The organism is Sphaerotilus sp. (assembly GCF_013299175.1).
Lineage (GTDB): Bacteria > Pseudomonadota > Gammaproteobacteria > Burkholderiales > Burkholderiaceae_C > Sphaerotilus.
This window is the reverse complement of sequence record NZ_JAAFKF010000018.1, coordinates 1-26,202: the sequence shown is the minus strand read 5'-3', so window position 1 is coordinate 26,202 and position 26,202 is coordinate 1. Positions and strand designations below refer to the sequence as shown.

Below are 26,202 nucleotides of genomic sequence, written 5' to 3'. Positions count from 1 at the left end.
TGTAGGGACCGTGGTCCGCGAAGTTCGCTACAGTCTGCGGGATGCGCGCCTCCTCACCCCTGCCTGCCGAAGCCCCTGCCCGCCTGTCGATGGTGCAGGTGCTGCTGTGCGGCGCGCTCATCGTCACGCTGTCGATGGGCATCCGCCACGGCTTCGGCCTGTGGCTGGCCCCCATCACGATGGAGCGCGGCTGGACACGCCAGACCTTCGCCTTCGCGATGGCGGTACAGAACCTCTCATGGGGTCTGGCCGGGCCGATCGCCGGGATGCTGGCGGACCGCTTCGGCGCCTTCCGGGTGCTCATGGGGGGCAGCCTGCTCTACGCGGGCGGGCTGGTGCTGATGTCGCTGTCCACCACCGGGCCGGCCTTCATCGCCAGCACGGGCCTGCTCATCGGCATGGCGCAGTCCGGCACGACCTACGCGGTGGTCTACGGCGTGATCGGCCGCCAGATCGACCCGATGAAACGCTCCTGGGCGATGGGCGTGGCGGCGGCGGCCGGTTCGTTCGGACAATTCCTGATGGTGCCGGTCGAGAACTGGCTGATCGGACACCTCGGCTGGCAGCAGGCGCTGGTGGTGCTGGGCTGCGCGGCGCTGGTCATCATTCCGCTGGCCTGGGGTCTGCGTGAACCGCAACTGCCCGGCGGCCCGACGCGCCCGCAGCAGAGCATCGGCGCCGCGCTGCGCGAGGCCATGGGCTACCGCAGCTTCCAGTTGCTGATGGCGGGCTACTTCGTCTGCGGCTTCCAGGTGGTGTTCATCGGCGTCCACATGCCCAGCTACCTGAAGGACCACGGCATGGCGCCCGAGGTGGCCACGACGGCGCTGGCGCTGATCGGCCTGTTCAACGTGGTGGGCACCTACGCGGCCGGCTCGCTCGGCCAGCGCATGGCCAAGCGGCACATCCTGGCGGCGATCTACCTCGCGCGCTCGGTGGTGATCGTGGCCTTCCTCGCCGCACCGCTGACACCGATGAGCGTCTACATGTTCGCCGCCGTGATGGGCGTGCTGTGGCTGTCCACGGTGCCGCCGACCAACGCGGTGGTGGCGCAGATCTTCGGGGTGCAGCACCTGTCGATGCTGGGCGGCTTCGTGTTCCTGAGCCACCAGATCGGCTCGTTCCTGGGTGTCTGGCTGGGTGGTGTTCTCTATGACCGCACCGGCAGCTACGACGTGGTGTGGGGCATCGCGGTGGCGCTGGGCGTGTTCGCCGCGGTGGTGAACCTGCCGGTGCGCGAGACCGCCATCGCCCGCCCGATGGGGCAACCGGCATGAGGCCGACCGTGCGCCATGCGCTGGTGGGCGCCGTGGCAGCGGTGGCGCTGGGGCTGGTGTTCGCGGCCTACCTGCAACCGGCGCTGATCGTCGATCTGGGCAACCGCCTGTGGAGCTGCTTCTGAACGCCTCGCCCTGGATTGTTCGCCATGCCGGCCTGATCCCCGGTTCAGCACACGATGCCCACCCAGCCCGTGTGCTGGACTTGGCCTGTGGTTCCGGCCGGCATGTGCGCTTCCTGGCCGCACTCGGCGCCCAAGTCACGGCGGTGGACCGGGACGCAGCGGCACTGGACACCCTGCGCGGCGTGGCGGCCGAGGTGATCGTCGCCGACATCGAGGCCGGGCCGTGGCCGCTGGACGGGCGGATCTTCGACGCCGTCATCGTCACGAACTACCTGTGGCGCCCGCTGCTGCCCAGGATCGTGGCCAGTGTCGCGCCCAGCGGCGTGCTGCTCTGCGAAACCTTCGCCCACGGCAACGCCAGTGTGGGCAAGCCGTCGCGCCCGGATTTCCTGCTGCAACCGGGCGAGTTGCTCGATGCGGTGCGCCCGGCGCTGCGCGTCATCGCCTACGAGGACGGCTTCCTCGACACCCCTGCGCGCTTCGTGCAGCGCATCGCCGCCGTGCGCCCGGCGCCAGCCGATGCGTCAGCCAAGCCGGTGCGGTGGCCGTTGCACGCCAGTTAGAATCCCGAGACCACAAGGACTATTTCACATGAACCCGATCATTGGCAGCATCGTCGCACTCGTCACGCCGATGCATGAAGACGGCAGCGTGGACTACCCCAGCCTGCGCCGCCTGATCGACTGGCACATCGCCGAAGGCACGGCCTGCATCGGCGTCGTCGGCACCACCGGCGAGTCCCCCACCGTGTCGGTGGAAGAGCACTGCGAGATCATCCGCGTCGCCGTCGAGCAGACCGCCGGCCGCGTGCCCGTGATGGCCGGCGCGGGCGGCAACTCGACCCGCGAGGCCATCGAGCTGTCGAAGTTCGCCCGGCAAGTCGGCGCCGACTGCACGCTGAGCGTCGTCCCCTACTACAACAAGCCTTCGCAGGAAGGCATGTTCCAGCACTTCAAGGCCATCACCGAAGCCGTGGACATCCCCGTGATGCTCTACAACGTGCCCGGCCGGACGGTTGCGGACATGCTCCCCGAGACGGCGCTGCGTCTGGCCAAGCTGCCCGGCGTGATCGGCATCAAGGAAGCGACCGGCAACATCGAGCGCGCCTGCTGGCTGGTCAAGCACGCCCCGAAGGGCTTCGGCGTCTACTCCGGCGACGACGGCACGGCGATTGCGCTGATGCTGATGGGCGGCCAGGGCAACGTGAGCGTCACCGCCAACATCGCTCCACGTGCCATGGCAGACCTGTGCGCCGCGGCGGTCGCGGGCGATGCGAATACCGCCCGCGCGATCCACTTCAAGCTGCTGTCGCTCAACAAGCTGCTGTTCGCCGAACCCAACCCGGTGCCGGTCAAGTGGGCGATGCAGCGCATGGGCCTGTGCGGTGGTGCGCTGCGCCTGCCGATGGTGCCGATGTCCGACAGCCTGATCCAGCCGCTCGAAGGCGCGATGCGCGAAGCCGGCCTGCTCTGAGATGAAAAGCCACCCGATGTTCATGCGTCACCCTGTGCGTGCCTCGCTGGCCGCAGCCCTGTTCGCTTGTGGCCTGGGCGGCTGCACGGCCGTGTCGGACTCCTTCACATCGCGCAAGATCGATTACCGCTCGGCGGCAGCCACCCCCGCGCCCACGCTGCAGGTACCGCCAGATCTGACCCAGTTGTCGAGCGACCCGCGCTACCAGCCCCCCGCAGGCGGCGCCATCAGCGCCAATGCGATGCAGGCGGCTGAATCCACCCAGCCACTCGCTGCGACAAGCGCCAGCCCCGCCACGGCACCGCGGGCCAGCGACGAGGTCCGCATCGAACGCTCGGGCAACCAGCGCTGGCTCGTGGTGCGCCAGACGCCCGACCAGGTCTGGGGCACGCTGCGCACCTTCTGGCGAGAGAGCGGCTTTGCGCTGACCGTCGATACGCCGCAGGTCGGCGTGATGGAAACCGACTGGACCGAAAATCGCGCCAAGCTGCCCGATGATGTCATCAGCCGCACTGTTGGCAAGGTGTTCGACAAGCTGCGCGACACGGGCGAACGCGACCGCTACCGCACGCGGGTCGAGCGCAATGGCGACGTGACCGAGATCTACATCAGCCACCGTGGCATGGAGCAGGTCGGCAGCATCGAACGCACAGGCGAATCCCTGCGCTGGCAAGGCCGACCCAGCGATCCCAGCCTCGAAGCCGAGATGCTGGCCCGGCTGATGCTCAAGCTGACGGGCGCGGAAGACATGGGCAAGTCAAGCAGCGCCCAAGCCGTGGAGTCCGCCACCCGTGCCGTCAGTGCAACACCATCGGCCGCACCGCGGGCACGGGTGCTGGACGCTGCACCGGGTGCATCGTTGCAAATTGACGACAACCTGGAGCGGAGCTGGCGCCGGGTCGGCCTCGCGCTGGACCGTGGCAGCTTCACCGTGGAAGAGCGTGACCGCGCACAAAACGTGTATCTGGTGCGCTACGTCGATCCCAAGCTGGCTGGCCAGGAAGACCCGGGCTTCTTCTCGCGGGTATTCGGTGGCGCACGCAAGGAAGACCTCAGGGGCACGCGGTACCGTCTCAAGTTGACAGCCGACGGCAGCACCACCACGGCGGTTTCGATACTCGACGACAAGGCTGCAACCACCAAGGATGAGGGCGCACGCCATATTGTCCAGTTACTGGTCAACGAGTTGCGTTGAGGTTTCTGGCGGCGCGACCCCGCGCCGCATCCAAGCTCCATGCAAACGAAAAAAAGCCGCCTCACGGCGGCTTTTTCATGTGCGGACGGTTGCTTACTTGGAAGCAGCAGCGTCCACAGCGGCCGAAGCGGCACCCGCCACAGCAGCAGCAGCGCCGGAAGCGGCGTCAGCCACGCTGGCAGCAGCCGAAGCGGCAGCGTCAGCAACAGCCGATGCAGCCGGAGCAGCCATCGAAGCAGCGGCGTCCACAGCCGGAGCGGCAGCAGCAGCAACTTCTTCTTTCTTGCCGCAAGCGGCCAGGGCAACAGCAGCGATCACGGCGGCCATCAGGAGCGACTTGTTCATGATTTATTCCTCAGTCAAAGAGTCTAACAATTACCGGTAATTGACGGCCTCTCTGACGAGTTGCTTAGCCAGCATCCAGTCATCAAGCGCCTTCACGGGAATGAAAAGCTCGAGCATTTCCATACCCAGCCTTCCATTATACATAACGAAACCATTGCGGCTTCTTACGGCCCCGGTCAGTCCAAGAGCGCCGGACCGCCTCCACTCCGTACTAGAGGATGGTGCGGCCCGGCTGCTATGCGGCAATCATGCTACCGCGCTGGCGTGCCCAGCCTGACGCGCTTGCAGCCGTGCCACCCACGAGTGTGTCATCCACGCGACGCCAAAGGGTGTACCCAACCGTCGTCACACCACTGCTCCAGCAGCGCCCGCACCACATCGCTGACCGCTGCCATCTCCACCGCATCCAGTTGACGCGCATCCGCCAGCCGCCGCAGCACCTGGGCATCCGCATCTGCCGCATGCCAGGCATCGCCGTTCATGAAGATGTGGTGCTCGTCATACAGCAGACAACTGCGTGCATCCAGCACGACCCCACAGCCGGCGGGCAGCGGATCACCGAACGCGAAGCTCACGCTCGGTTTCGGCTCGCTCAGGTATTCGCCCAAGGCCCGCTCCAGCGCACCAGGCTCTTCCAGCACACGCCGCAACCCGTCGGCTGCAAACCGCACCAGCCCAGCCGGAATGCGCCCGGGCTCGGCGGTGGCCGTCTGTCCAGGATCGGCATAGACGGCGGGGCGGGCGCCCTCTTGCGCATCATCGTCCTCGACAGCGTCGGCCAGACGCAGCAAGGTTTCACGGGCCAGCTCGGCCTGCGACGGAGAGCGGAACCCCACCGAGCACGTCATGCACTCGCCGTCCACCGCATCGCCGTCATGTGCCCAGCCCGGCGGCAGGTAGAGCATGTCCCCCGGCGAGAGCACCCATTCCTGCTCCGGCTGGAAGTTCTCGATGATCTTCACTGGCAGGTCCGGGCGGATGCGTGCATCCGCCATGCGACCGATGCGCCAGCGGCGCTGGCCCTGCACCTGGATCAGGAACACGTCGTAGGAATCGAAATGCGGCCCGACTCCGCCGCCCTCCGCTGCCCAGGAAATCATCAGATCGTCCAGCCGGGCCTGCGGGATGAAGCGGAACTGAGCAAGCATCGCCTGCGCACTCGGCAGGTGCTGCTCCAGCCCTTGCACGAGCACGGTCCAGTCCGGCTGCTTCAGCGGCGGCAGGCGACGCCGCGCCAGCGGGCCGCGTTCAAGCTGCCACGATTCGTCGGCACCACGGCCGCGGCGCGTCACGAGCCGGGATTCGACCTCCTCGCCCTCGGCCAGCTTGAACAGCTCGGCACGCGTCAGCGGCGGCTGCACACCCGGCAGGGCCTGGCGCACGAGCAGCGGTGCGCGCTGCCAGTGTTGCTGCATGAAGTCGGACGGACTCAGACCACCCAGCAGCACAGCGGGTTGGTCGAGCGAAGGGACGGCGGCATCGGGGTGTTGCCGCAACGGGAGGCCGGAAAGTGGGTTCATCCCCACATTGTGCCGGCCCGCTGGCACCGGCTCGCGGGCGCGCGCGACATGCGATGATGTCGCCCATGCAAATCTCAGCCCCTTGTGTCGTCAGCCTGACCTGGCGACTCGAAGACGCCCACGGCCAATTGATCGATGATCTTGGCGATCCGGTCGAGTTCTATTTCGGTGGCGACGACCTGTTCGCCAAGGTCGAAGAAGTCCTCACCGGCCAGGGTGTCGGATACCAGAACACCCTCCACCTCGAACCCGAGCACGCCTTCGGTGAATACCACGCCGAGCTGGTCTTCTTCGAAGAACGCACCATTTTCCCGGACGAGGTGTCCCCCGGCATGCAGTTCGAGGGACCACCGCCCGGCAGCGCCACCCCCGACATGCCCGCCGACGTGATCTACACCGTCACCGAGGTCTACGACACCCACGTCGTGCTGGACGGCAACCACCCGCTGGCCGGCGTGGCGCTGGTGCTGCAGTTGGAGGTCCGCGGCGTGCGCGAGGCCACCGAGGCCGAGATCGCCCAGGGCAGCGTCGGCGACGGTGCGGGCGAAGGGGGTCTGTTCAGCGTGGTGCCACCCGGAACCACCCTGCACTGACTGGCCCTGCCCGGTTCACACCACGCGCTCAGGCGGGCGCGCTGGTCACACCGGTCGAACCGAATCCACCCACGCCCCGCTCGCTGCTGGCCGCGAACTCGTCCACGACGACCAGCCGCGGCCGCAGGATCGGCACGAACAGCATCTGCGCAATGCGGTCGCCTGGCTGGATGACGATGGGTTCACCCGCGGGGTTGCGGTTCCAGACACTCACGTAGCACTGGGCCATGTAGTCCGCGTCGATGACCCCGATGCTGTTGCCCAGGATCAGCCCCTTCTTGTGCCCCAGACCCGAGCGCGGCACGATCACGGCGCAGAAGCCCGCGCTGTTCATGTGCAGCGCCAGCCCGGTGGGAATGAGCTGGGCGGGGGCCTGCGGATGGATCTCCAGCGGCGCATCCAGACACGCGATCAGGTCGATGCCCGCCGCCTGCTCGCTCTGGTAGCGCGGCAGCCCCCAGGTCTGCAGCCGTGCATCCAGCACCTTGACCTCGACATCCGGCCCGAACACCGCTCAGGCTCCGGTGGCGAGTGCCGCGATGCCGGCGCGTGCGACCTGTGCATCTTCGCTGGACTTGACGCCGCTGACCCCCACGGCACCGACACAGACACCCTGCACCAGGATCGGCACGCCACCTTCCAGCAAGCCCGCCACCGCCGGCACGCTCAGGAACGAGACCCGGCCCTGGTTGATCATTTCTTCGTAGACCCGCGACTCGCGCTGGCCGAGGGCGGCGGTGTGGGCCTTGGCGGGCGCGATGTGGGCGGACAGCGGGGCGGCACCATCCAGGCGCTGCAACCACAGCAGATGCCCACCGTCATCGACGATCGCGATCGTCACGGCCCACTGGTTGCGTGCGGCTTCGGCTTCAGCGGCCTGGGCGATGCGGCGGGTGTCGTCCAGCGTCAATACGGGCTTGGTCTTCATGGGAATGGTCCTGTCGAGAAAAGGCGAAACCCCGCACTTTACCTTTGCCGCGCCGGTCCCTGCCAACGTGCGCTGGTTTAGTACTCACCGCCGTAGCTGCCCGGCGCCAGATTCTCGAACTTGGTCAGCGGTTTCATGAAGGCGAGCTTCACCGTGCCGACCGGGCCGTTTCGCTGCTTGCCGATGACGATCTCGGCGACACCCGGTTCTTTGGACTCCTTGTTGTAGTAATCATCTCGGTAGATGAACATAATTACGTCTGCATCCTGCTCAATAGCACCAGATTCGCGAAGATCGCTCATCATCGGCCGCTTGTCGGTCCGTGTTTCCACCGACCGGTTGAGCTGCGACAGCGCGATCACGGGGCACTGCAACTCCTTCGCCAGCGCCTTCAGACCGCGTGAAATCTCGCTGATCTCGGTTGCCCGGTTCTCGCCGCTGCTGGAGCCGGAGCCGCTCATGAGCTGCAGGTAGTCCACCACGATCAGCCCGAGCTGCCCGAACTGGCGCGCCTGCCGGCGGGCACGGGCACGGACTTCACCCGGCGTCAGCGCAGGCGTTTCGTCGATGAACAGGTGAACGCCGTGCAACAGGTCCAGCACCTCGGACAGCCGTCCCCACTCGTCGTCATTCAGCGCGCCGGTGCGCAGGTGCTGCTGGTCGATGCGGCCCAGCGAGCCGACCATCCGCAGCGCCAGTTGCGACGCACCCATTTCCATCGAGAACACGACGACGGGCTTGCGCTCCTTGACGGCGACGTGTTCGGCGATGTTGAGCGCAAATGCGGTCTTCCCCATCGAGGGCCGCGCCGCCAGGATGATCAGATCCCCGCCCTGGAACCCCGCCGTCATGCGGTCGAGGTCGATGAAACCGCTGGGCACGCCCGTCACTTCGCCAGCCCCACTGTCGGCCAGTTCCTGCACGCGGTCGATCAGCGAGACGACCAGGTTGTCGAGCGAATGGAAGCCTTGCTTGTTGCGCGAGCCTTCCTCGCCGATCTTGAAGATCTTGCTCTCGGCCTCGTCGAGGATGATCGACACGGGCGTGCCCTGCGGGTTCAGCGCCTTGGTGGCGATCTCGTCGCTGGTCTCGACCAGCTTGCGCAGGATGGCCCGCTCGCGGACGATCTCGGCGTAGCGGCGCAGGTTGGCCGCACCGGGCACGCTGTTGGCCAGGGCGTTCAGGTAGCCCAGGCCGCCCACATCGTCGGACTTGCCCAGACTTTGCAGGTGCTCGAACACCGTGATCACGTCGGCGGGCTTGTTGCCGCTGATGAGGGCCATGATGGCCGCGTAGATCAGCTTGTGTTCGTAGCGGTAGAAATCGTTGTCGGTGAGCAGGTCGCCAGCGCGGTCGGAGGCGCTGTTGTCGAGCAGCAGACCGCCCAGCACGCTTTGCTCGGCTTCGACCGAATGGGGAGGGACGCGCAGGCGCGCCACCTCGTCGTCACCGCCACGGGAGGACGGCATCATGGATCCGGATGACAAGGAAGACATCGTTCGATGATAGGTCGGCAGGTGGGCGGTGGACAGCGGACAAGCCAGAGACCTGCGCGCCAGGGGAGCATGAAAAAAGCCGGCATGAGCCGGCCTTGGGGAGCGCCGTGGCGAGCACGGCGCAGACGCTGGGACTGGGAAATCAGTCCGTGGCGCCGACGACAGCGATGGTCACATCGACCACGACGTCATGGTGCAGTGCAACGGCCACGGTCTGTGCGCCAACAACCTTCAACGGGCCATTGGGCATGCGGACCTGGGCCTTGGCCACGGTGAAACCAGCCGCCTTGAGGGCTTCGGCCACGTCGGCGTTGGTGACGGATCCGAACAGGCGACCATCGACACCAGCCTTCTGGGCGATGGTGACGGTCTTGCCAGCCAGCTTTTCGCCTTCGGCCTGTGCGGCAGCCAGCTTGTCGGTCAGCACTTTTTCGAGTTCGGCACGGCGGACTTCGAATTCCTTGAGGGCCTTTTCGGTGGCACGGCGTGCAGCACCCTTGGGGATCAGGAAATTGCGGGCGTAGCCGTCCTTGACCTTGACCACGTCACCCAGGGTGCCGAGGTTGGCCACTTTTTCGAGCAGGATCACTTGCATACCGGACTCCTCAGACCTTGTGCTGGTCGCTGTACGGCAGCATCGCGAGGAAGCGCGCACGCTTGATCGCGGTGGTCAGCTGACGCTGGTAGATCGCACGGGTGCCGGTCAGGCGGGCCGGGGTGATCTTGCCGTTTTCGCCGACGAAATCACGCAGGATGTCGAGATCCTTGTAATCGATCGATTCGACACCGGCGACGGTGAAGCGGCAGAAACGCTTGCGCTTGAACAGCAGGGATTGCTGGTTGCGCTTGACCTTGCGGTCCTTGGAAAACTTACCACGTGGCGGGGGCATGACAACCTCCTAAGTCAATGCTGGAACGTTGGGACTGGTGTCGAGCTGACTGATGTGAAACATGACGCCTCGACCGCTGCGCTGCTTGCCCAGGAATCCGCTGAACACTGCGGATTCGCCGATCGCCAGTCTTTCGAGCTGGCGGGCAGTGTCCCCAAGAGCAGTCGCGTGGATTTCCACGCTGACCTGCCTGGGGTGTCCGGCGTGCTCGATCTGCGAGGCGTGAGCCAGCCGCACATCCAGCGCCGGCAGACCTGCCGGGGTATAGCGCATGGCCGCACGCTCGATGACCTGGGCTGCGAGCAGCACCTGGTTGACCACCGGAGCGTGGCAGGCGTCTGCCGACATCAGTTGCTCGTTTCCTGCTGGGACGACGACTTGCGCGCTTCTTCCTTTTCCACGCGCTTCATCATCGACGAAGGGCCGGTTTCGGCCTTGTCGCGACGAACCGTCAGGTGGCGCAGGACTGCGTCGTTGAAGCGGAAGCCGGTTTCGATTTCAGCCAGGGTTTCCTTGCTGCATTCGATGTTCAGGCACAGGTAATGCGCCTTGGCCAGCTTGTTGATCAGGTAAGCCAACTGGAAGCGACCCCAGTCTTCGACGCGGTGGATCTGACCACCGGACGCGGCCACCAGAGCCTTGTAACGCTCCAGCATGGCTGGAACTTGTTCGCTCTGGTCCGGATGGACCAGCAGCACGATTTCATAGTGACGCATGGAGACTCCTCATGGGTTCCGGTTGCGGAAGCTGCCCCGTCGCGTCAAGAAACGGGTGCAGCAAGAGAAAAGCCCACGATTATAGCCCGATTCCGATGCGGACCGGCCACCGGACGCGCTAGGACCACGTCGGCGTGCGCAGCCGATCGACGACGGCCTGTTCGGCGGGGCCGGGCGGGCGGGTCAGCAGGCTCGCGATCACCAGCACCAGCGCCCCGGCCGGCGCCCCGAACACCCCCGCCGCCACCGGCTCGATGCCCCACCACGCGCAGTCGTGCAGCGGCCGGGTGACGCCGAACAGCCGGCGCAGCAGCTCATGGTTGGTCACCATGTAGTAGCTGCACACGCCCAGCCCGGACAGCATGCCCAGCACCGCGCCCGTCCGGTTGGCGCGCCGCCAGAAGATTCCCATCACCAGCGCAGGAAAGAACGTCGCCGCCGCGAGCGAGAACGCCGCAGAGACGAACTGCAGGATGTCGGCGAAGCGCATCGAGGCGATGAACGCCGCCAGCAGCGCCACCACCAGCACCAGGAACTTGGACAGCATCACGCGCCGCATGGCCGGCGCCCGCGGGTTGATGAGGCGGAAATACAGGTCGTGCGACAGCGCGTTCGAGATGGTCAGCAGCAGCCCGTCCGCCGTGGACAACGCCGCCGCCAGCCCGCCCGCCGCCACCAGGTACGTCACCACCAGCGGCAGCCCGCCGATCTCCGGCGCCGCCAGCACGATCACGTCACCGCCCAGGTGCAGCTCGGCCAGTTGCAGCAGGCCATCGCCGTTGATGTCCTCGACCGACACCAGCGTCGGATCCAGCTTGGACCAGCGCCGGATCCAGCCCGGCAACTGATCGAAGGGTGTACCGACAAGGTTGGTGAAGACCTCGTACTTGACCATCACCGCCAGCGCCGGCGCCGCCAGATAGAGCAGCGCGATGAAGAACAGCGACCACGCCACCGAGCGCCGCGCCTCGCTGACCGAGGGCGTCGTGTAGTAACGCGTCAGCACGTGCGGCATCGCGGCCGTGCCCAGCATCAGGCACAGCACCAGCGCCAGAAAGTTGCGGCGGCCGACCTCGTAGGCCTCGCGCGCCGAGGCATCCCCGAGCGGATTGCCCGCCGCGATCGGCTGCGCCTGCGGCGGCATCCCTCCCAGCGGCAGCGCACGCTGGCGGGCATCGTCGTATTCCTGCTGGTAGGCGGTGCGGGCCACGTCTTCGGTCTGCGGGCGGCTCAGCAGGCGGCGCTCGGCCTGCTGCACCCGCGCCGGGGAGGTGTCCGCCGTCTGCAGGGCCCGCACCTGTGCTGCCAGTGTCTCGGCATCATCGACCATGGCCTGGCGCACGTCGTCGAGCTTGCGCAAGGCGTCGTCGGCGCGCACCTGCAACTGGCGGATCACGGTGAGTTCCGCAGGGTCGCGCTTGAGTTCCTCCTCGCGCTGCGTGACATGCTCCAGTTGCTGTCCATACGAGAACAGCGGGAACACATTGCCGGTCTGGTTCAGCGACAGCCACACCACCGGCGTCAGGTAGGCCAGGATCAGGATGATGTACTGCGCCACCTGCGTCCAGGTCACGGCCCGCATCCCGCCCAGGAACGAGCACACCAGCACCCCGCCCAGCCCGACGAAGATCCCGATCTCGAAGCTGAAGCCGGTGAGGTGCGAGGTGATCAGCCCGACGCCGTAGATCTGCACGACCACGTAGACGAACGACACCAGCGTCACCGCCACCACGCCGACCAGCCGCGGCCACTCGCCGCCGTAGCGTGCGCCCAGGAACTCGGGGATCGTGAAGCACCCCAGTCGGCGCAGGTAGGGGGCCAGCAGCAGCGCCACCAGACAGTAGCCGCCCGTCCAGCCGAGGATGTAGGCCAGCCCGGCGAAGCCCTGCAGGTAGAGCACGCCCGCCGTGCCGATGAAGGACGCGGCCGACATCCAGTCCGCGGCGGTGGCCATGCCGTTGAAGATGGCAGGCACGCGCCGGCCGGCGACGTAGTACTCGGCTTCGTCGGTCGTGCGCGACATCAGCCCGATGGCCGCGTACACCGCCACGGTCGCGATCAGGAAGGTGCCGCCGATCCAGCCCCGCGGCCAGCCCAGGCGCTCCATCGCCCCCAGCCCCAGGATGAAGGCCAGCACGCCGAGCGTGTAGTAACCATAGCGCCGCCCCAGCACCCGCGTGAAGGCCCGCGTCTCCTCGGAAGCCCCGAGCACCGGATCAGCCATGGCGCTCGTCGGCCTCGGTCAGCACCCTGCGCTCCAGCCGGTCCATGCCCCAGCCATGGACCACGATGATCAGCAGGTACACCCCGATCGCCCCTTGTGTCGCCCACCAGTAGCCCGCCGGCATCCGCCCGACATGCCAGACATCCAGCGCGTGGGCCCACCACGACACCCCGAACGTGACTGCAAACCACAGCACCAACCCCAGCAAGGTCCACAGGCACACGCGGCGCCAGTAGCGGGTCTCGGGGGGAAGGTCGGGGGTCTTCTGGTCCATGCAGTCACCTTGGGCGTGCGTTGGCGGGAATTGTGCGCAGCCGCTGCCCACTGCGCCACGGGATTGACACCAAGGTGAACCATGCAAAGCAGCAGCCCACCGGAATGGGTGGGCTGCAGGGGAGGAAACGGCGGCCGATGCGCCGCGCGTGGTGGATCCGGTCAGCGTTTGGCGAGACGTTGCCACGTCTCGACGACCGAGTCCGGGTTCAGCGAGATCGACACGATGCCCTCCTGCGCCAGCCAGTCGGCAAAGTCGGGGTGGTCGCTGGGGCCTTGGCCGCAGATGCCGATGTACTTGCCGTGCGCCCGGCAGGCGGCGATCGTGCGGGAGATCAGCGCCTTGACCGCCGGATCGCGTTCGTCGAAATCGGCGGCCAGGATCTCCAGCCCGGAATCACGGTCCAGCCCCAGCGTCAACTGGGTCAGGTCGTTCGAGCCGATGGACATGCCATCGAAGAACGCCAGGTACTGCTCGGCGAGGATGGCATTGCTCGGGATCTCGCACATCATGATCAGCCGCAGCCCGTTCTGGCCACGCTTGAGACCCTGGTCCGCCAGCATGCCGACGACCCGCTCGGCCTGCTTGAGCGTCCGCACGAAGGGCACCATGATCTCGACGTTGGTCAGCCCCATGTCGTGGCGCACCCGGCGCATCGCCTCGCACTCCATCGCGAACGCCTCGCCGAACTCGGCGCTGACGTAGCGCGCCGCGCCGCGGAAGCCCAGCATCGGGTTCTCTTCCTCCGGCTCGTAGCGGCTGCCGCCGATCAGCTTGCGGTACTCGTTCGACTTGAAGTCCGACAGGCGCACGATCACCGGCTTGGGCCAGAAGGCCGCGGCGATGGTGGAGATGCCCTCGACCAGCTTGTCCACGTAGAACGCCCGCGGGCTGGCGTGGCCGCGCGCCACCGACTCGACCGCCTTCTTCAGGTCGGAGTCGATGTTCGGGTAGTCGAGGATCGCCTTCGGGTGGACGCCGATGTTGTTGTTGATGATGAATTCGAGGCGGGCCAGACCGACACCCGAGTTCGGCATCTGGCAGAAATCGAACGCGAGCTGCGGGTTGCCCACGTTCATCATGATCTTGACCGGCGAGTACGGCAGCTCGCCGCGCTGCACCTCGCTGACCTCCATGTCGAGCAGGCCGTCGTAGATGTAGCCGGTGTCGCCTTCCGAGCAGGCCACCGTGACGAGCTGGCCATCCTTCAGGTACTCGGTCGCATCGCCGCAGCCGACCACCGCCGGGATGCCCAGTTCACGCGCAATGATCGCCGCGTGGCAGGTGCGCCCGCCGCGGTTGGTGACGATGGCGGCGGCGCGCTTCATCACCGGCTCCCAGTTCGGATCGGTCATGTCCGTGACCAGCACGTCGCCGGGCTGGACACGCTCCATCTCGGCGATCGAGTGGACCAGCCGCACGGGGCCGGTGCCGATCTTCTGGCCGATGGCACGGCCTTCGGCGACGATGGTGCGGTCGGTGCTGTTCTTGAGCTTGTAGCGGTGCTCGACCTTGCCGCCCATCTGGCTCTTCACGGTCTCGGGACGCGCCTGCAGGATGTAGATCAGCCCGTCGCTGCCGTCCTTGCCCCACTCGATGTCCATCGGCCGCTGGTAGTGCTGCTCGATGATCAGTGCGTAGCGGGCCAGTTCGGTCACGTCGGCGTCGTTGAGCGAATAGCGGTTGCGCATCTCCGGCGGCGTGTCCACGGTGCGCACCAGCTTGCCGGTGGCGGCCTTCTCTTCCGGCGTCGCGAACTCCATGCGGATCAGCTTGGAGCCAAGGTTGCGGCGGATCACGGCGGCCTTGCCGTTGCGCAGCGTCGGCTTGTGGACGTAGAACTCGTCCGGGTTCACGGCACCCTGCACCACCGTCTCGCCCAGGCCGTAGCTGGAGGTGATGAAGACCACGTCCTTGAAACCGGACTCGGTGTCCATCGTGAACATCACGCCCGCTGCACCCAGGTCCGAGCGCACCATGCGCTGGATGCCGGCCGACAGCGCGACATCGGCGTGCGCGAAGCCCTTGTGGACGCGGTAGGAGATGGCGCGGTCGTTGTAGAGCGACGCGAACACCTCGCGGATCTTGTGCAGCACGCTGTCAATGCCCACGACGTTGAGGAAAGACTCCTGCTGGCCGGCGAACGAGGCGTCCGGCAGGTCTTCCGCGGTGGCGGACGAGCGCACGGCGAACGACGCGCCGGGATTGCCCTCGGTGAGCTTGATGAACTCGGCGCGGATCTGCGCCTCGAACTCGGCCGGGAACGGCGCAGCCTCGACCCAGCCACGGATCTCGGCACCCGCCTCGGCCAGCGCCCGCACATCGTCGGTGTTGAGTGCGTCGAGGCGGGCGTTGATCTTCTCGGTCAGGTGGCTGGCGGTGAGGAACTCGCGGAAGGCTTGGGCGGTGGTCGCGAAACCGCCAGGCACCCGGACGCCGGAGGCAGCGAGCTGGCTGATCATTTCGCCCAGGGAAGCGTTCTTGCCGCCGACCGATTCGACATCGGTCATGCGCAGGTGCTCGAAGGGAACTACCAGGGGGGTCGCCAGAGAGGTGAAAGACATGACAAAGCTCCGTGATGTAAAAAATCCGGGGCTTCCCTGCGGCGAACGCCAGCCGTCATCCCCCACCCGCTTTGTGGTGGTTGTTGGTGCGAGAGGGGGATCGGGCGTGGCATGGCGAGAAGCGATTGGGTGCCATTCTAGGGGCAGGCCGGCCTATGATGTACCCAGCTTGTACCCATTTCCTGCGCATCTTGAACGCACCTTCCTCCATGTCCAATCGCACCGTCTTCTTCGTCTCCGATGGCACCGGCATCACCGCGGAAACCTTCGGCAAGTCCATCATGGCCCAATTCCCCGCCGGACACCGCCAGATCCGCCGGCCCTTCATCGACACCCAGGAAAAAGCCGAGCACGTCGTCCAGGAGATCAACCAGCTCGCGCTCCAGGAAGGTCAGCGCCCGATCGTCTTCATCACGCTGGCCAAGGAGGACGTGCGCGACATGGTGAGCGCACAGTGCAACGCGCTGGTGCTGGACATGTTCCGCACGTTTGTAGAACCGATCGAGGTCGAACTCGGCGTCAAGAGCAACCACCGCATCGGGCGCTTCTCGGACGTGGCCAAGAGCCAGGAGTACCACGACCGCATCGAGGCGATCAACTTCTCGCTGGCGCACGACGATGGCCAGTCGGCACGCAACCTGGCCGAGGCGGACGTGATCCTGGTGGGCGTGAGCCGCTGCGGGAAGACGCCGACCTCGCTCTACCTGGCGATGCAGCACGGCATCAAGGCCGCCAACTGTCCGCTGATCCCCGAGGACTTCGAGCGCGACAGCCTGCCCTCGATGCTCAAGCCGCACAAGCGCAAGTGCTTCGGCCTGACCATCGACGCGGATCGCCTGAGCCAGATCCGCAACGAGCGCCGGCCGGGCAGCAAGTACGCCGCGCTGGAGAACTGCCGCGCCGAGATCAACGAGGCCGAGCGGATCATGAAGCGCGAGGGGATCGCGTGGCTGTCCTCGACGCACAAGTCGATCGAGGAAATCGCGACGACGATCCTGCGGGATATCCGGCCGGATCGGCTGATCTACTGAGCGGACGCGTCCTCGGCCACAGGCACCGCTGGCGTCACCACCACCGGCAGCGTCCAGCCATCGACCCGCTCGAACACCGCGATCGACTCGACATGCGCCGTGTGCGGGAACATGTTGACCACGCCCGCCGCGACGCAGCGGTACCCCGCCTGGTGGACCAGCAGCCCCGCATCCCGCGCCAGCGTGGCCGGGCTGCAGCTCACGTAGACGATGCGCTGCGGCGGCGTGTAGCCCTCGATCGGCGTCTGGCGCACTTCGGCCAGCGCCTTGACCAGTGCGAAGGCACCCTCGCGCGGCGGATCGACCAGCCAGCGCGTCGCCGAACCATGCGCCGCCAGATCGGCCGCGGCCATCTCGAACAGGTTGCGCGTCTCGAAGCTCGTCTTGGCAGCCAGCCCGTTGAGGGCCGCGTTCTCGCGTGAGCGTTGCACCAGGGTCTCGCTGCCCTCGATGCCCAGCACCTCGCGGGCCTGCGTGGCGATCGGCAGCGTGAAGTTGCCCAGGCCGCAGAACCAGTCGATCACGCGCTCGTCCGCCCGCGCTTCCAGCAGCTTCAGCGCCTGCGCCACCAGCACGCGGTTGATGTGGTGGTTCACCTGCGTGAAATCGGTCGGCTTGAACGGCATCGCCACGCCGAACTCCGGCAGCGTGTAGGCCAGCACCGGACCGGCCGCCTCGCCCGTCTCCAGCAGGTGGACCGTGTCCGGCCCCTTCGGCTGCAGCCACCACTGGACCGCATGCACGGCCGCGAAGTCGCGCAGCTTCTGCACATCGCCCGCGCTCAGCGGATCCATGTGGCGCAGCACCATGGCGTTGACCAGCCCGTCCGGGGATTCGCCGAGCGCCAGCTCGATCTGCGGCAGCCGCTCGCGGGCGTCCATCGACAGGACCATCGCCCGCAGCGGCACCAGCATCGCGCTGATGTGCGGCGGCAGCACGCGGCATTCGGTCATGTCGGCCACGTAGCGCGACTTGCGTTCGTGGAAGCCGATCAGCACGGCACCCTTCTTGACCACATGCCGCACCGACAGCCGCGCCCGGTAGCGGTAGCCCCAGGTCGGCCCCTCGATCGGCCGCATCACGCGCTCGGGATGGACCTTGGCGAGGTGCCAGAGGTTGTCCTCCAGCGTGCGTTGCTTGACGGCGACCTGTGCCGCCGGGTGGAAATGCTGCATCTTGCAGCCACCACAGGCACCGGCGTGCAGGCCGAAGTTGGGGCAACCGGGCGTGACACGCTGCGCACTCTCGCGGCGGATCTCGACCAGCGCGGCCTGTTCCCAGTTGTTCTTGCGGCGGCCGGTCTGGACCCGCACCTTCTCGCCGGGCAGCGCGCCGTCGATGAAGACGACCTTGCCCTCGGCATTGCGGGCCACGCCCTGGGCGTCGAGGTCGAGTGCGTCAACCGTCAGCCATTCGTTGATATCGGTCATGGAGTCTCGGGAGCGTCTCAGCGGGCCGGCAGCACCTTGGTCGGATCGATCGGCTTGCCACGGCGGCGCACCTCGAAATGCAGCTTCACGCGGTCGGTGTCGCTCGATCCCATTTCGGCGATCTTCTGGCCACGGCGCACGACCTGGTCCTCGCGCACCAGCAACGCCTGGTTGTGGGCATAGGCCGTCAACAGGGTTTCGTTGTGCTTGATGATGACCAGATTGCCGTAGCCGCGCAGGCCGGAGCCGGCGTAGACCACGCGTCCGTCGGCCGCAGCGTAGACCGGGTCGCCCAGCTTGCCGCCGATGGCCACGCCCTTGTTGCGGGTGTCCTCGAAGGAGCCGATCACGCTGCCTTGTGCGGGCCACATCCAGTTGACGTTGTCGTCGCCTTCGCGGGCCGGTGCGGGGGTGGTGGCAGCAGCCGGCGCGGGCGTGGGGGCCGGGGCCGATGCGGCGGCGGCACTGCCTGCGGCAGAAGCCGCACCGGTCGCGGAAGCCGGTGGCGTTGCCGTGGCGGCAGGCGCCGGCTTGGTGTCGATGGGCCGTGGCTCGATGCGCGGGGTCACGACCGGGCGGGTCGCCACCTGGGTCGCATCCTGGCCGGGTGGCACCACGCGCAGCACCTGACCCACTTCGATCAGGTCGGGGTTGTCCAACTGGTTCCAGCGCTGGATGTCGCGCCAGTTCTGACCGGATTCCAGACCGACACGGATCAGCGTGTCACCGGCCTTGACCGTGTAGTAGCCCGGTTTGCCGGCGTTCTCGGCACCGGGCAGCACGCGCTCGGGTTGTTCGGTCGTCACCGCTGGGCGGGTCGCGCCCGCACGGTTATCGACCGGCGCCGGGGGGCGCAGATGGGACGCACAGCCGGTCAGCGTGATCGCCAGCACGGCACTGAGGAGCAGCCTGAAGCCAGGTGCCTGGTAGGGGGGAGTCGTCATGGAGTATCGGGAAGGCCCGCAGCCTCAGGTGGGGTCGGACGGGGTGGTGGGCATCACCTCAGGAAAGTCCGAAATCGCTAGTGCCGGATTCTAAAGGGACGAACCGTACCGCTTCATGGATGCGTTGCACGATGCTGCCATCGGCGAGCTTGTCGATGACCATCAGCACTTGCGTGCCGAGGGCCGGATCCTGCACCGGCGCCACCAGCCGACCGCCACGGGCAAGCTGTTCCAGCCAGGCACCGGGCAGGTCTCGGCCACCCGCAGCAGCGATGATGCCGTCATAGGGGGCAGCGGGCGCGTGACCCAGCCGCCCGTCGCCGTAGACCAGCGTGATGCCGGGCAGTTGCAGGGGGGCGAGCTGGCGCTGTGCCCGGTCGTGGAGTCCGCGCAGACGCTCGATGCTGATGGTGCGGCCCGCCACATGCGCCAGCACCGCCGCCTGGTAGCCGCAGCCGGTGCCGATCTCCAGCACGCGCTCCAGCGCCAGACCACCGGGCCGCTGGCGCAGCAGCTCGATCATGCGCGCCACGACCGACGGCTTGGAGATGGTCTGGCCGAGGCCGATGGGCAGGCTGGTGTCCTCGTAAGCTTGGGTGGCCAGTGCGCTGTCCACGAACAGATGCCGGGGAACCGCGTTCATGGCCGCCAGCACCCCCTCGTCTCGGCACCCTGCCTGGCGCAGCCGCAGCACCATGTTCTGCCGGAATGCCTGCAGATCGCTGTGGTTGGCCGGGGCCGAGCGCACCCGGTTGGCCTCGCGCAGCGCGTCGGACAGGGGCCGCTGCGGGCGCAGGGTTTGCGCATCGGCGGTGGTCATGGCGCGCATGCCCGCAGCCTTGGTCGGGCGCTCCATCCGGTCCAGGCTGAGGGGCCAGTGCCGGGAGTGGCCCGAGCGGGGTTTGCGCGTGGCCGAATCGGACATGGCGACGCGCGCCGGTCTCAACCGCCCGCAGCAGATGCGACCCAGCGCGCCCACTGTGGGGCCGCAGCGTGGTCGGTCAGGTCAATCTGCAGCGGCGTGATCGAGATGTGGCCATGGGCGGTGGCATGGAAATCGGTGCCGACACCCGCTTCGCGCACATCGCCTTGTGCGCCAATCCAGTAGAGCGGATCGCCACGCGGGCTGAGCTGGCGCACCACTGGCTCGCTGGCGTGGCGCCGGCCGAGGCGCGTGACCTGCACCGGCAAGGTCGCGGCGTCGGCCCGGCTCGGGATGTTGACATTCAGCAGCCAGGGTGCCGCCGCCGGAGGCCGCAGCAGCACCTCCGCCAGCAAGCGCCGCACGGCGGCCGCGGCAGCGTCCAGGTGCTGCCAGCCGTGCTCGACCAGCGAGAACGCGATCGCCGGGACGCCGAACAGATAGCCCTCGGTGGCGGCGGCCACGGTGCCGGAGTAGAGCGTGTCGTCGCCCAGGTTGGCGCCGTTGTTGATGCCCGACACGATCAGGTCCGGACGGCGGTCCAGCAGGCCGGTGAGCGCCACATGGACGCAATCCGAGGGCGTGCCGTTGACCACCCGCACGCCGTCGGATGCCGTCCACACCGACAGGGGGCGGTGCAGCGACAGGGCGTTGGAGGTGCCACTGGCGTTCTGTTCGGGGGCGACGACATCGACATCGGCGAATTCGCGGCACACCTGGGCCAGGGCCAGCAGACCCGGTGCAAGGTACCCATCATCATTGGCTACGAGTATGTGCATCGGGTCGATTGTAGGCAGTGTGCCCCGCAGGCGCGTGCCCACCGACCACCTTCTTTCGCGGCCCGGCCCCTGGTACCAAGGGCAACGGACACGGCGCACAGCCCTGATAATCGGGCACCAAATCCCCCGTCAAGGATCCCATCCATGTCCATCCGTGCGCTGATCGTTGAAGACAACGCCGTCGCCCGCAGTTTCCTGACCCGTGTCGTGCGGGAGAGTTTCAGCGACGAGATCCGCTTCAGCGAAGCCAGCGATCTGGAGTCGGCGCGCGCGCTGCTCGGCATCGGCGCAGGCGAGCGCGCACGCGCCGACGCGGACAGCTTCCGCCTCATCCTGTGTGATCTGGAACAACCCGACAGCGCCGGGCTGGAGCTGCTGGCACAACTCAGCGACTACCCGGCCATCAAGATCGCCACCACGCTGCACTCGGACGACGAGCACCTCTTCCCCGCCCTGCTCTGCGGCGCGAATGGCTATCTGCTCAAGGAAGACCGGTTCGAGGTGCTGGTGGAGGAGCTGCAGCGCATCGTGCGGGGCCAGCCGCCGTTGTCGCCCGCGATGGCGCGTCGCCTGCTGGGGCATTTCCGCCAGCACGACAGCCGGTTCTCCCCATTGGAGACGGGACCAGGTGCGCTCGAAGGCACGCTGTCGGACAGCCTGAATGCGCGCGAGAACGAGGTGCTGACCTACCTCAGCAAGGGCTACACGATCAAGGAAATCGCGCGCCACATGGGCATCAAGTGGCAGGCAGTGAACGACCACATCCGCGTGGTCTACCGCAAGATCGCCCTGGCCAGCACGCCGGAGGAGGGTCTGCAGGTCGGGCGCCAGACGGACACCTGATCCGTTACACCCTGCCTTTCGCCCATGAAAAAAGCCAGCCCGGTGAGGAGCTGGCTTTTTTCTGCATCAAGTGGGGTGACTGATGGGGTTCGAACCCACGACAACCAGAATCACAATCTGGGACTCTACCAACTGAGCTACAGCCACCGCAGAGATTGCTATTGTAGATCAGAACATTCTGGGCATGCCAGTTTTTGGCGTATTTATTTTCTGCCCCTTCTGACCCACCACTGACCTACCACTACCACCACCATCACTTCGCTGAGGACGACGCGGCGGCCGACTCCTCGGTCGCCTTGGCCTTCGCGCTGTCGAGGACCACGGCCTTGTAGCGCGTGCGCAGCGCGGTGTAATACGCCTCGCTCTCGGCCTGCGCCCACAGTTGCGCGACCTGCTCGCGCGCCTTGTCGAGCGAACCCGCCTCGGCCAGATCGGCCGGCAGCACCTTCTCGATGACCACCACCGCGTAGCCTTCGTCACCCAGATCGACACCGACCCAGGCCGGCAGCGCATCCGCCTTCGCTTTCAGCACCGCCTCGACCACCGCACGCGGCAGATTCTGCGTCTTGACGCGCGACAGCGTGACCGCCGCGGGCAGCGCACCGGCCGCCGCTGGCTGCGTCTTCCACAGCGCCAGCTTGGCCGCGCCTTCGTCCCGTGCCGCCTGCGCCGCCTTGGCCTGCAGCACGCCCGCCTTCACCTGCTCGCGCACCTCGGCCAGCGCCTGCTTGCGCGCCGGCTGGTGCTCGGTGACACGCAGCGACAGCAACTGGTTGGCGCCGATCTCCACCGCCAGCGTGTTGCGCTTGCTGCGCAGGTTGTCGGCCAGGAACGCAGCTTCAGCCACCTTCGGATTGGCCAGCGCGCTGCCCGGCTCGGCCTTGAATCCGCGCGTGAACCGCTCGGCGCGCTGCACTGTCAGCTTGAGCTTGTCCGCCACCGGCTGCAGCGTGTCTTCCTGCTCGACCAGATTCGAGAACTGCTCCGCCACTTCGGCATAGCGTTTTTGCGCCAGCGATTTGCGCACTTCCGCTTCGATCTCGGTCTTGACCGACTCGAAACTGCGCTTGTCGCCACCCCGGAGGTCATCGAGCTTGAGGATGTGGAAGCCGAAATCGCTCTCGACGACACCGCTGACCTCGCCCTTCTTCAGCGCGAAGGCCGTGTCCTCGAACACCTTGACCATGGCACCGCGGCCGAACCAGTCCAGATCCCCGCCCTGCTTGGCCGAGCCGGAGTCTTCGGAATTGGCCTTGGCCAGATCGGCGAAACCGGCCGGGTTCTTGCGCACTTCGGCCAGCAGCGCCTCGGCGCGGGCCTTGGCCTTGGCTTTCGCCTCGGCAGGCGCACCGGCATCCACCTTGATCAGGATGTGGCGGGCGCGGCGTTCCTGCGGCTGCTCGTAGCGGGCAGCGTTCTCGGTGTAGTACTTGCGCAGGTCGTCCTCGGGCACGCTGATGCCGCGGGCGATCGTCGGCAGGTCAAGCACCACGTACTCGAAGCTCGCCGACTCGGGCGACTGCAGGCGCGCAGCGTGCTTCGGATCGTCGTAGTACGCCTGCAGATCGGCGTCGCTGGCCTGTACCTTGGCCAGATGGTCCTTGGCGGCGAAGGTCTGCACGCGCACGTCGCGGCGCTGGTAGAACGCGTCCACCGCGCTGCGGGCCACGGCGTTCGGCACCACCGCCGTCCCCCCCACGCCCAGCAGCACCTGGTTCAGCGCCATGTCCTGGCTGAGGCGGGAGGCGAACTGCTGCGAATTCATGCCCTGGGCAGCCAGCAGTTCCTTGCGCACCGTGCCATCCGGATTGCGCAGGTTGGCGAACTGCGGATCGGTCTCGAACAGGCGCTTCAGGCGCTCGTCGGTGGGCACGAGGTGCAGGTCACGCGACGCGGCGAACAGCACGCGCTGGCGGATCAGGTCGTCGAGCACGCGCTTGCGCACGTCCGGCGTGTCGAGCAGCTTGACATCGACGTTGGGCATCTGGGCGCGCAGGCGCTCGATCTGGTTGCGGTGGGCCTGGTCCCACTCGCCGCGGGTGATGGACTGGCCATCGACCTTGGCGACCTCGTCCTTGCCCTGCGAGAACTTGTCATAGCCCTGGATGCCGAACACCACGAAGGACGGCACGATCAGCAGCAGCAGCAGGAACTGCAGGACGCGGGTATGGCGACGGAAAAAATCGAACATCTGAGCTTCCTAGGGAGCACTGCAAGCAACAGCGCCAGACACGACAAAGGCGAACCGGGGTTCGCCTTTGAAGAGAAATGACCGCAACCCGTCGCGGCGGAACACATGACAGGAACCCGTGTGGTGGGTGCTGAGGGGCTCGAACCCCCGACCTACGCCTTGTAAGGGCGCCGCTCTACCAACTGAGCTAAGCACCCGGGTACCGTCCGTCCGGCGAGTCCGCAACTGTATCAGCTCAACGCGTCGAGCAACACCTTGCCGGGCCGAAACCGGGGAATGCGTGCTGCGCGGATGTGGACGGGGGCGCCGGTGCGCGGGTTGCGGCCTTCGCGGGCGGCACGGCTGGACACGACGAAGGTGCCGAAACCGACCAGCGCCACCGGCTCGCCTTTTTTCAGCGACTGCGACACCCCGGAGATCATGGCGTCCACGGCACGGGCAGCGGCGGCCTTGGAAATGTCGGCCTGCAGCGCAATGTGCTCGATCAGTTCGGTCTTGTTCACGCGGAACCCCTGGTGCCTGGTGGGAAGGGAACGGATTCTAGGAGAGCTGCCCGGTACCCGGCTTCAGTGCGCCTTGGCACGGATCTCGGGCAGCGCCTTCTGCAGGTAGTACACCATCGACCAGATCGTCAGCACCGCCGCGATCAGGATCAGCACCGTGCCGCACAGCCGCGTCGGGATCACGCCGAACAGCCGCCCGTCGTAGAGCAGGAAGGGGATCGCCACCATCTGCGCCGTCGTCTTGAGCTTGCCGATCATGTGGACGGCAACGCTGCGGGACGCGCCGATCTGGGCCATCCACTCGCGCAGCGCCGAGATGGCGATCTCGCGGCCGATGATGACCAGCGCCACCATCGCGCTCACCCGGTCGAGCTGCAGCAGGATCAGCAGCGCCGCGCAGACCAGGAACTTGTCCGCCACCGGGTCAAGGAAGGCGCCGAACGACGAGGTCTGGTTCAGTTTTCGCGCCAGCCAGCCGTCGAGCCAATCCGTCAGCGCCACCACGACGAAGAGCACGGTCGCCATCAGGTTGCGCGTCGGCATGTCGATCGGCAACTCGTAGATGCCGACGATCAGTGGAATGGCGACGATGCGCGCCCAGGTCAGCAGCGTGGGGAGGGTCCAGAACATGCGCGCATTGTGCATGGTGTAACGAAACGCCGGGCGTTCGGTCCCCGCAGGTACACGGCCGCACCCCTCCACGCAGGGTCAGCGCAAGGCCCGGTAGATCTCCTCGGCCAGTTCCGCCGAAATGCCTTCCACGCCCGCCAGATCCTCCACCGACGCCGCCGCCACGCCCCGCACGCCACCAAACCGCTGCAGCAGCCGCGCCCGCTTCTTCGGCCCGACGCCGGCGATGTCCTCCAGCCGGCTGCCCCCGGTGCGAACTGAGGCCCGCTTGGCCCGCATGCCGGTGATGGCGAAACGGTGTGCCTCGTCGCGGATCTGCGCCACCAGCATCAGCGCGGCCGAGTCGTGGCCGAGGTAGACCTTCTCCCGCCCGTCGGCGAAGACGAGTTCTTCCAGCCCGACCTTGCGGCCCTCGCCCTTTTCCACGCCGACCAGCAGCGACAGGTTCAGCCCCAGCGTGGTGAACACCTCGCGCGCCACGCCGATCTGGCCGCGCCCGCCGTCCACCAGCACCAGATCGGGCAAGCGCCCCGTGCCCTGCTGCACCGCGTCCACCAGCTTGGCGTAGCGCCGCGTGAGCACCTGGCGCATCGCGGCGTAGTCGTCGCCGCCGGTGATGCCGGCGATGTTGTAGCGGCGGTACTGGCCGGGCTGCATCTTGTGGCCCTCGAACACGACGCACGACGCTTGTGTCGCCTCGCCCGCCGTGTGGCTGATGTCGAAGCACTCGATGCGCAGGCCGTCCAGCCCGGTGTCGATGCCCTCCGGCGCCAGATCGAGGGCTTCGACCAGCGCCCGCGTGCGCGCCTGCTGCGAACCCTCTTCGGACAAGAGCCGCGCCAACGCCAGCTCTGCGCCCTTGATCGCCATGTCGAGCCAGGCGCGGCGGTTGTCGCGGGGCTGGTGCTGGGCGCTGACCTTGTGGCCGCGGTGGTCGGTCAGCGCGGCGATCAGTTCGCGCGCCACCGGGTGGCTCGTCACCAGCACGGGCGGGCAGTCAGCACCGAGGTAGTGCTGCGCGATGAAAGCTTCGAGCACCCGGACCTCGACGGGGCGGGCCTCGTCTGCCACCGTGTCCTGTGGTGCTTCCAGCGCCGCATCGTCCGCCTCGTCGCCCACGTCCACCGCCACCGCGTCCTCGACATGCGCCGGAAAGTACGCCCGGTCCCCCAGGTGCCGCCCACCGCGCACCATCGCCAGGTTCACGCAGGCCCGCCCGCCCTGCACCTTCACCGCCAGGATGTCCGTGTCGCGGTCCTCCTGCGTGAACACGGACTGCTGCTGCAGCACCTTGGACAGCGTGGCGATC

At 67.1% G+C, this 26,202-nt stretch carries 28 protein-coding genes and 2 tRNA genes; 8 read left to right on the top strand and 22 right to left on the bottom strand.

Annotated features, from left to right (window positions below):
* Positions 1 to 41 precede the first annotated feature (41 nt).
* The 5 genes from QZW52_RS05135 to bamC are packed head-to-tail and all read left to right on the top strand — an operon-like array spanning position 42 to position 4,070.
* On the top strand, positions 42 to 1,277 hold the full coding sequence (locus QZW52_RS05135; RefSeq protein ID WP_293995993.1) for an MFS transporter: 1,236 nt from the start codon (positions 42 to 44) through the stop codon (positions 1,275 to 1,277).
* Complete coding sequence (locus QZW52_RS05130; RefSeq protein ID WP_293995991.1) at positions 1,274 to 1,402, top strand: hypothetical protein; 129 nt, start codon at positions 1,274 to 1,276, stop codon at positions 1,400 to 1,402. The genes QZW52_RS05135 and QZW52_RS05130 overlap by 4 nt, the downstream gene beginning before the upstream one ends.
* Positions 1,387 to 1,965, top strand: a complete 579-nt coding sequence (locus QZW52_RS05125; RefSeq protein WP_434738276.1) for a class I SAM-dependent methyltransferase — start codon at positions 1,387 to 1,389, stop codon at positions 1,963 to 1,965. Before QZW52_RS05130 ends, QZW52_RS05125 begins: the two co-directional genes overlap by 16 nt.
* A gap of 28 nt (positions 1,966 to 1,993) precedes the next feature.
* Positions 1,994 to 2,875, top strand: coding sequence for a 4-hydroxy-tetrahydrodipicolinate synthase (gene dapA, locus QZW52_RS05120; protein ID WP_293995989.1), 882 nt, complete (start codon positions 1,994 to 1,996; stop codon positions 2,873 to 2,875).
* 22 nt (positions 2,876 to 2,897) lie between these two features.
* On the top strand, positions 2,898 to 4,070 hold the full coding sequence (gene bamC, locus QZW52_RS05115; protein WP_293995987.1) for an outer membrane protein assembly factor BamC: 1,173 nt from the start codon (positions 2,898 to 2,900) through the stop codon (positions 4,068 to 4,070).
* A gap of 93 nt (positions 4,071 to 4,163) precedes the next feature.
* Here bamC and QZW52_RS05110 read toward each other — a convergent pair whose 3' ends face one another.
* Both QZW52_RS05110 and QZW52_RS05105 read right to left on the bottom strand, forming a co-directional pair.
* A complete protein-coding gene (locus QZW52_RS05110; protein WP_293995985.1) occupies positions 4,164 to 4,415 on the bottom strand; it encodes a hypothetical protein in 252 nt (83 codons plus the stop codon).
* A 308-nt stretch (positions 4,416 to 4,723) separates the two neighbouring features.
* On the bottom strand, positions 4,724 to 5,935 hold the full coding sequence (locus tag QZW52_RS05105) for a cupin domain-containing protein (RefSeq protein WP_293995983.1): 1,212 nt from the start codon (positions 5,933 to 5,935) through the stop codon (positions 4,724 to 4,726).
* A gap of 65 nt (positions 5,936 to 6,000) precedes the next feature.
* Between QZW52_RS05105 and QZW52_RS05100 the strand changes: the two genes are divergently transcribed.
* Positions 6,001 to 6,528 (top strand): FKBP-type peptidyl-prolyl cis-trans isomerase, encoded by a 528-nt coding sequence (locus QZW52_RS05100; RefSeq protein ID WP_293995981.1) that lies wholly within the window; start codon positions 6,001 to 6,003, stop codon positions 6,526 to 6,528.
* 28 nt (positions 6,529 to 6,556) lie between these two features.
* On the opposite strand, the gene dut is transcribed toward QZW52_RS05100, so the two are convergent.
* From dut to ppsA, 10 genes are all read right to left on the bottom strand, one after another.
* Complete coding sequence (dut, locus tag QZW52_RS05095) at positions 6,557 to 7,039, bottom strand: dUTP diphosphatase (protein WP_293995979.1); 483 nt, start codon at positions 7,037 to 7,039, stop codon at positions 6,557 to 6,559.
* A gap of 3 nt (positions 7,040 to 7,042) precedes the next feature.
* Positions 7,043 to 7,456 (bottom strand): GlcG/HbpS family heme-binding protein, encoded by a 414-nt coding sequence (locus QZW52_RS05090; protein ID WP_293995977.1) that lies wholly within the window; start codon positions 7,454 to 7,456, stop codon positions 7,043 to 7,045.
* A gap of 77 nt (positions 7,457 to 7,533) precedes the next feature.
* Positions 7,534 to 8,952: a replicative DNA helicase gene (gene dnaB, locus QZW52_RS05085; protein WP_293995975.1), complete on the bottom strand. Its 1,419-nt coding sequence runs from the start codon at positions 8,950 to 8,952 to the stop codon at positions 7,534 to 7,536.
* Positions 8,953 to 9,094: 142 nt separating this feature from the next.
* Positions 9,095 to 9,547, bottom strand: a complete 453-nt coding sequence (gene rplI / locus QZW52_RS05080; RefSeq protein ID WP_293995973.1) for a 50S ribosomal protein L9 — start codon at positions 9,545 to 9,547, stop codon at positions 9,095 to 9,097.
* A gap of 10 nt (positions 9,548 to 9,557) precedes the next feature.
* Positions 9,558 to 9,842, bottom strand: a complete 285-nt coding sequence (gene rpsR / locus QZW52_RS05075) for a 30S ribosomal protein S18 (RefSeq protein WP_179635080.1) — start codon at positions 9,840 to 9,842, stop codon at positions 9,558 to 9,560.
* Positions 9,843 to 9,851: 9 nt separating this feature from the next.
* Positions 9,852 to 10,190 (bottom strand): primosomal replication protein N, encoded by a 339-nt coding sequence (gene priB, locus QZW52_RS05070; RefSeq protein ID WP_293995969.1) that lies wholly within the window; start codon positions 10,188 to 10,190, stop codon positions 9,852 to 9,854.
* Positions 10,190 to 10,558: a 30S ribosomal protein S6 gene (rpsF, locus tag QZW52_RS05065; RefSeq protein ID WP_179635079.1), complete on the bottom strand. Its 369-nt coding sequence runs from the start codon at positions 10,556 to 10,558 to the stop codon at positions 10,190 to 10,192. Before rpsF ends, priB begins: the two co-directional genes overlap by 1 nt.
* Before the next feature lie 118 nt (positions 10,559 to 10,676).
* Positions 10,677 to 12,782, bottom strand: a complete 2,106-nt coding sequence (locus QZW52_RS05060; RefSeq protein WP_293995966.1) for a sodium:solute symporter family protein — start codon at positions 12,780 to 12,782, stop codon at positions 10,677 to 10,679.
* Positions 12,775 to 13,056: a DUF4212 domain-containing protein gene (locus tag QZW52_RS05055; RefSeq protein ID WP_293995963.1), complete on the bottom strand. Its 282-nt coding sequence runs from the start codon at positions 13,054 to 13,056 to the stop codon at positions 12,775 to 12,777. Before QZW52_RS05055 ends, QZW52_RS05060 begins: the two co-directional genes overlap by 8 nt.
* A gap of 161 nt (positions 13,057 to 13,217) precedes the next feature.
* Positions 13,218 to 15,620 carry a phosphoenolpyruvate synthase gene (ppsA, locus tag QZW52_RS05050; protein ID WP_293995961.1) on the bottom strand — a complete coding sequence of 801 codons (2,403 nt, stop codon included), beginning with the start codon at positions 15,618 to 15,620 and terminating at the stop codon, positions 13,218 to 13,220.
* A gap of 209 nt (positions 15,621 to 15,829) precedes the next feature.
* On the opposite strand from ppsA, the gene ppsR reads away from it, so the two are divergent.
* Positions 15,830 to 16,651 carry a posphoenolpyruvate synthetase regulatory kinase/phosphorylase PpsR gene (gene ppsR / locus QZW52_RS05045; protein ID WP_293995959.1) on the top strand — a complete coding sequence of 274 codons (822 nt, stop codon included), beginning with the start codon at positions 15,830 to 15,832 and terminating at the stop codon, positions 16,649 to 16,651.
* Here the strand turns inward: ppsR and rlmD are convergent.
* The 4 genes from rlmD to surE are packed head-to-tail and all read right to left on the bottom strand — an operon-like array spanning position 16,645 to position 20,726.
* Positions 16,645 to 18,081 (bottom strand): 23S rRNA (uracil(1939)-C(5))-methyltransferase RlmD, encoded by a 1,437-nt coding sequence (rlmD, locus tag QZW52_RS05040; RefSeq protein WP_293995957.1) that lies wholly within the window; start codon positions 18,079 to 18,081, stop codon positions 16,645 to 16,647. The two genes, ppsR and rlmD, sit on opposite strands and share 7 nt — an antisense overlap.
* 17 nt (positions 18,082 to 18,098) lie before the next feature.
* Positions 18,099 to 19,025, bottom strand: coding sequence for a peptidoglycan DD-metalloendopeptidase family protein (locus QZW52_RS05035; RefSeq protein WP_293995955.1), 927 nt, complete (start codon positions 19,023 to 19,025; stop codon positions 18,099 to 18,101).
* A gap of 58 nt (positions 19,026 to 19,083) precedes the next feature.
* Entirely contained in the window at positions 19,084 to 19,950 is an 867-nt protein-coding gene (locus tag QZW52_RS05030) for a protein-L-isoaspartate(D-aspartate) O-methyltransferase (RefSeq protein ID WP_293995953.1), read from the bottom strand.
* Between the two features lie 17 nt (positions 19,951 to 19,967).
* The gene (gene surE, locus QZW52_RS05025) at positions 19,968 to 20,726 is read right to left on the bottom strand and encodes a 5'/3'-nucleotidase SurE (protein ID WP_293995951.1); all 759 of its coding nucleotides are present in this window, start codon (positions 20,724 to 20,726) and stop codon (positions 19,968 to 19,970) included.
* A gap of 144 nt (positions 20,727 to 20,870) precedes the next feature.
* Between surE and QZW52_RS05020 the strand changes: the two genes are divergently transcribed.
* Complete coding sequence (locus QZW52_RS05020) at positions 20,871 to 21,569, top strand: response regulator (RefSeq protein ID WP_293995949.1); 699 nt, start codon at positions 20,871 to 20,873, stop codon at positions 21,567 to 21,569.
* Positions 21,570 to 21,640: 71 nt separating this feature from the next.
* Here QZW52_RS05020 and QZW52_RS05015 read toward each other — a convergent pair.
* The 6 genes from QZW52_RS05015 to QZW52_RS04990 all read right to left on the bottom strand — a co-directional run.
* Positions 21,641 to 21,716 (bottom strand) — tRNA-His (locus tag QZW52_RS05015).
* A 106-nt stretch (positions 21,717 to 21,822) separates the two neighbouring features.
* On the bottom strand, positions 21,823 to 23,760 hold the full coding sequence (locus tag QZW52_RS05010) for a SurA N-terminal domain-containing protein (RefSeq protein ID WP_293995947.1): 1,938 nt from the start codon (positions 23,758 to 23,760) through the stop codon (positions 21,823 to 21,825).
* Between the two features lie 121 nt (positions 23,761 to 23,881).
* Positions 23,882 to 23,957 (bottom strand) — tRNA-Val (locus tag QZW52_RS05005).
* Between the two features lie 33 nt (positions 23,958 to 23,990).
* Entirely contained in the window at positions 23,991 to 24,263 is a 273-nt protein-coding gene (locus QZW52_RS05000) for an HU family DNA-binding protein (RefSeq protein ID WP_293995945.1), read from the bottom strand.
* 63 nt (positions 24,264 to 24,326) lie between these two features.
* Positions 24,327 to 24,893, bottom strand: coding sequence for a CDP-diacylglycerol--glycerol-3-phosphate 3-phosphatidyltransferase (gene pgsA / locus QZW52_RS04995; protein WP_293995943.1), 567 nt, complete (start codon positions 24,891 to 24,893; stop codon positions 24,327 to 24,329).
* A gap of 78 nt (positions 24,894 to 24,971) precedes the next feature.
* On the bottom strand, positions 24,972 to 26,202 hold a 1,231-nt coding region (locus QZW52_RS04990), incomplete at its 5' end, for an excinuclease ABC subunit UvrC (RefSeq protein ID WP_293995941.1).